This window comes from Pseudomonas emilianonis (genome assembly GCF_023072625.1).
Lineage (GTDB): Bacteria > Pseudomonadota > Gammaproteobacteria > Pseudomonadales > Pseudomonadaceae > Aquipseudomonas > Aquipseudomonas paraveronii.
Map to the genome: position 1 here is coordinate 5,734 of NZ_JAKNRV010000189.1, position 4,054 is coordinate 9,787.

Below are 4,054 nucleotides of genomic sequence, written 5' to 3' on the forward strand. Positions count from 1 at the left end.
GGGCCTATGCCCTCTATCCCCTGCACTTCCTGCTGCTGCTACTCGTCCGCAGGATCATCGCTTAACCATTGTGGGAGGGGGCTTGCTCCCGATAGCGGTGTGTCTGCTACGGCATGTGCAAGCTGATCCACCGCTATCGGGGGCAAGCCCCCTCCCACATTTGTTCTGCGCGCTGATGGGATTGGCGGCATGCCTGATCGCGCCATTGGCCGGCCTGGTCCTGTTGCGACATGTCAAAAACGCCACGCCGCCGGCAATGCGCCGCTGGGCCTATGCCCTCTATCCCCTGCACTTCCTGCTGCTGCTACTCGTCCGCAGGATCATCGCTTAACCATTGTGGGAGGGGGCTTGCTCCCGATAGCGGTGTGTCTGCTACGGCATGTGCAAGCTGATCCGCCGCTATCGGGGGCAAGTCGAACCGTCGCACCGCCCCTCCCACATTTGTTCTGCGTTGTTCCAGCAATGTCGTAAACGCACCTTTGCGTGGCGTCCGTAGGCATTTGACCTGTCGGCGCCAGCCCTACCATCGCATCAAAGGGCTCTGCATGGGCCTTAACAATACGAAAGGCTGGGAGAGACGCGATGTTCAGCAAACAAGACCAGATCCAGGGATATGACGACGCACTGCTCGCGGCCATGAATGCCGAGGAGCAGCGGCAGGAAGATCATATCGAGCTGATCGCGTCGGAGAACTACACCAGCAAACGCGTGATGCAAGCCCAGGGCAGCGGCCTGACCAACAAATACGCCGAAGGCTACCCGGGCAAGCGCTACTACGGTGGCTGCGAGCACGTGGACAAGGTCGAAGCCCTGGCCATCGAACGCGCCAAGCAGTTGTTCGGCGCCGATTACGCCAACGTGCAACCGCACTCCGGCTCCTCCGCCAACAGCGCGGTGTACCTGGCGCTGTTGAACGCCGGTGACACCATCCTCGGCATGAGCCTGGCCCACGGCGGTCACCTGACCCACGGCGCTAAAGTGTCGTCCTCGGGCAAGCTGTACAACGCGGTGCAATACGGCATCAACACCGACACCGGCCTGATCGACTACGACGAAGTCGAGCGCCTGGCCGTGGAGCACCAGCCGAAGATGGTGGTGGCCGGTTTCTCCGCCTACTCAAAAACCCTGGATTTCCCACGCTTTCGTCAGATCGCCGACAAGGTCGGTGCGCTGCTGTTCGTCGACATGGCCCACGTCGCCGGCCTGGTGGCCGCCGGTTTGTACCCGAACCCGCTGCCTTACGCCGACGTGGTCACCACCACCACCCACAAGACCCTGCGCGGTCCGCGTGGCGGCCTGATTCTGGCGCGTGCCAACGAAACGATTGAAAAGAAACTCAACGCCGCCGTATTCCCCGGCGCCCAGGGCGGCCCGCTGATGCACGTCATCGCCGGCAAGGCGGTGTGCTTCAAGGAAGCCCAGGAGCCGGGCTTCAAGGTCTACCAGCAACACGTGATCGACAACGCCCAGGCCATGGCCAGCGTGTTTATCAAACGCGGCTACGATGTAGTGTCGGGCGGCACCGATAACCACCTGTTCCTGGTCAGCCTGATTCGCCAGGGCCTCACCGGTAAAGAGGCGGACGCCGCCCTCGGTCGCGCCCACATCACCGTCAACAAGAACGCCGTGCCGAATGACCCGCAGTCGCCGTTCGTGACCTCGGGCCTGCGCATCGGCACGCCGGCGGTGACCACGCGCGGTTTCAAAGTGCCGCAATGCATCGAACTGGCTGGCTGGATCTGCGACATCCTCGACAACCTCGGCGACGCCGATGTCGAGGCCGACGTGGCCAAGCACGTGTCTGCCCTGTGCGCTGATTTCCCGGTTTATCGCTGAGCGCGGTTTTGGAGTAATGACTATGCAACGCTACTCGGGCTTCGGCCTCTTCAAGCACTCACTCAGCCACCACGAAAACTGGCAGAAGATGTGGCGCACGCCGACGCCTAAAAAGGTCTACGACGTGGTCATCGTCGGCGGTGGCGGGCATGGTCTGGCGACCGCCTACTACCTGGCCAAGGAGCACGGCATCACCAACGTGGCCGTGGTCGAGAAGGGCTGGCTGGGCGGCGGTAACACCGCGCGCAACACCACCATCGTGCGTTCCAACTACCTGTGGGACGAGTCGGCGCACCTGTACGAACACGCGATGAAACTGTGGGAAGGCCTGTCCCAGGACCTGAACTACAACGTGATGTTCTCCCAGCGCGGCGTTTACAACCTGTGCCACACCCTGCAGGACATCCGCGATTCCGAGCGTCGCGTCAGCGCCAACCGCCTCAACGGCGTGGACGGCGAGTTGCTCAACGCGCAACAAGTGGCAGACGAGATTCCGTACCTCGATTGCTCGAAGAACACCCGCTACCCGGTCATGGGCGCCACCGTGCAACGGCGCGGCGGCGTGGCCCGTCACGATGCGGTGGCCTGGGGCTTTGCCCGCGCCGCCGACGCCCTCGGGGTGGACTTGATCCAGCAAACCGAAGTGATCGGCTTCCGTAAGGAAAACGGCGTGTGCATCGGCGTGGAAACCAACAAGGGCTTCATCGGCGCCAAGCGCGTCGGCGTGGTCACGGCCGGTAACTCCGGGCACATGGCCTCGCTTGCCGGTTTCCGCCTGCCGATCGAATCGCACCCGCTGCAAGCGCTGGTGTCAGAGCCGATCAAGCCGATTATCGACAGCGTGATCATGTCCAACGCCGTACACGGTTACATCAGCCAGTCCGACAAGGGCGACCTGGTGATCGGCGCGGGTATCGACGGCTACAACGGCTACGGCCAGCGCGGCTCGTACCCGGTGATCGAACACACCATCCAGGCCATCGTCGAGATGTTCCCGGTGCTCTCACGCGTGCGCATGAACCGCCAGTGGGGCGGCATCGTCGACACCACGCCGGACGCCTGCCCGATCATCTCCAAGACCCCGGTGCCAAACATGTTCTTCAACTGCGGTTGGGGCACCGGTGGCTTCAAGGCCACTCCGGGCTCAGGCAACGTATTTGCCGCGAGCCTGGCCAAGGGTGAAATGCACCCGTTGGCCGCACCTTTCTCCATCGACCGGTTCCACAATGGTGCGTTGATCGACGAACACGGCGCCGCGGCCGTCGCCCACTAACAGGAGAAATTTCCTATGTTGCATATCTTCTGTCCTCACTGTGGCGAACTACGCTCCGAAGAGGAATTCCACGCTTCCGGCCAAGCGCACATCCCGCGCCCGCTGGACCCGAACGCCTGCACCGATGAAGAGTGGGGCGACTACATGTTCTTCCGCGACAACCCCCGTGGCCTGCACCACGAGCTGTGGATTCACGCCGCCGGTTGCCGTCAGTACTTCAACGCGACCCGCGACACCGTGACTTACGAAATTCTTGAAACCTACAAGATCGGCACCAAGCCGCAATTCACCGCCAAGGCTGCTGGAGCGAAGGTATGAGCCAGATCAATCGCCTGTCCAACGGTGGTCGGATCGACCGTAACAAAGTCCTGACCTTCAGCTTCAACGGCCAGAGCTACAAAGGCTTCGAAGGCGACACCCTGGCCGCCGCGCTGCTGGCCAACGGTGTCGACATCATCGGCCGCAGCTTCAAGTACTCGCGCCCCCGCGGCATCTTTGCCGCCGGTGCCGAAGAGCCGAACGCGGTGCTGCAGATCGGCGCCACCGAAGCCACCCAGATTCCCAACGTGCGCGCCACGCAACAAGCGTTGTACCAGGGGTTGGTCGCCACCAGCACCAACGGCTGGCCGAGCGTGAACAACGACGTGATGGGCATTCTCGGCAAAGTCGGCGGCAAGCTGATGCCGCCGGGTTTCTACTACAAAACCTTCATGTACCCGCAGTCGTTCTGGATGACTTACGAGAAGTACATCCGCAAGGCCGCTGGCCTGGGCCGCTCGCCGACCGAAAACGACCCGGACACCTACGACAACTTCAACCGTCACTGCGCTGGATGACGTGAAGATGGCCGAGCTGGCGGCCGTGGCCAAAAGCGTCGGCCTGGACGTGCTGGTGGAAGTTCACGATGGCGATGAACTGGAGCGTGCGCTGAAAACCCTCGACACG

The 4,054-nt window shown here is 62.4% G+C and carries 3 protein-coding genes and 3 pseudogenes; all 6 read left to right on the forward strand.

The window, feature by feature from the left end; all coding sequences use genetic code 11:
* Nucleotides 1-169: 169 nt before the first annotated feature.
* A pseudogene (locus L9Z73_RS18370) lies at nt 170-331 on the forward strand (TraX family protein); the annotation flags it as partial.
* A gap of 251 nt (nt 332-582) precedes the next feature.
* Nucleotides 583-1,836, forward strand: coding sequence for a serine hydroxymethyltransferase (locus tag L9Z73_RS18375; protein WP_247403722.1), 1,254 nt, complete (start codon nt 583-585; stop codon nt 1,834-1,836).
* A 22-nt stretch (nt 1,837-1,858) separates the two neighbouring features.
* Nucleotides 1,859-3,109, forward strand: coding sequence for a sarcosine oxidase subunit beta (locus L9Z73_RS18380; protein WP_247403725.1), 1,251 nt, complete (start codon nt 1,859-1,861; stop codon nt 3,107-3,109).
* Nucleotides 3,110-3,124: 15 nt separating this feature from the next.
* Complete coding sequence (locus L9Z73_RS18385; RefSeq protein WP_247403727.1) at nt 3,125-3,427, forward strand: sarcosine oxidase subunit delta; 303 nt, start codon at nt 3,125-3,127, stop codon at nt 3,425-3,427.
* Nucleotides 3,424-3,936, forward strand: a pseudogene (locus tag L9Z73_RS18390) (2Fe-2S iron-sulfur cluster-binding protein); the annotation flags it as partial. The gene L9Z73_RS18385 and the pseudogene L9Z73_RS18390, both read left to right, overlap by 4 nt.
* Nucleotides 3,929-4,054: pseudogene (gene trpC, locus L9Z73_RS18395) on the forward strand (indole-3-glycerol phosphate synthase TrpC); the annotation flags it as partial. The pseudogenes L9Z73_RS18390 and trpC, both read left to right, overlap by 8 nt.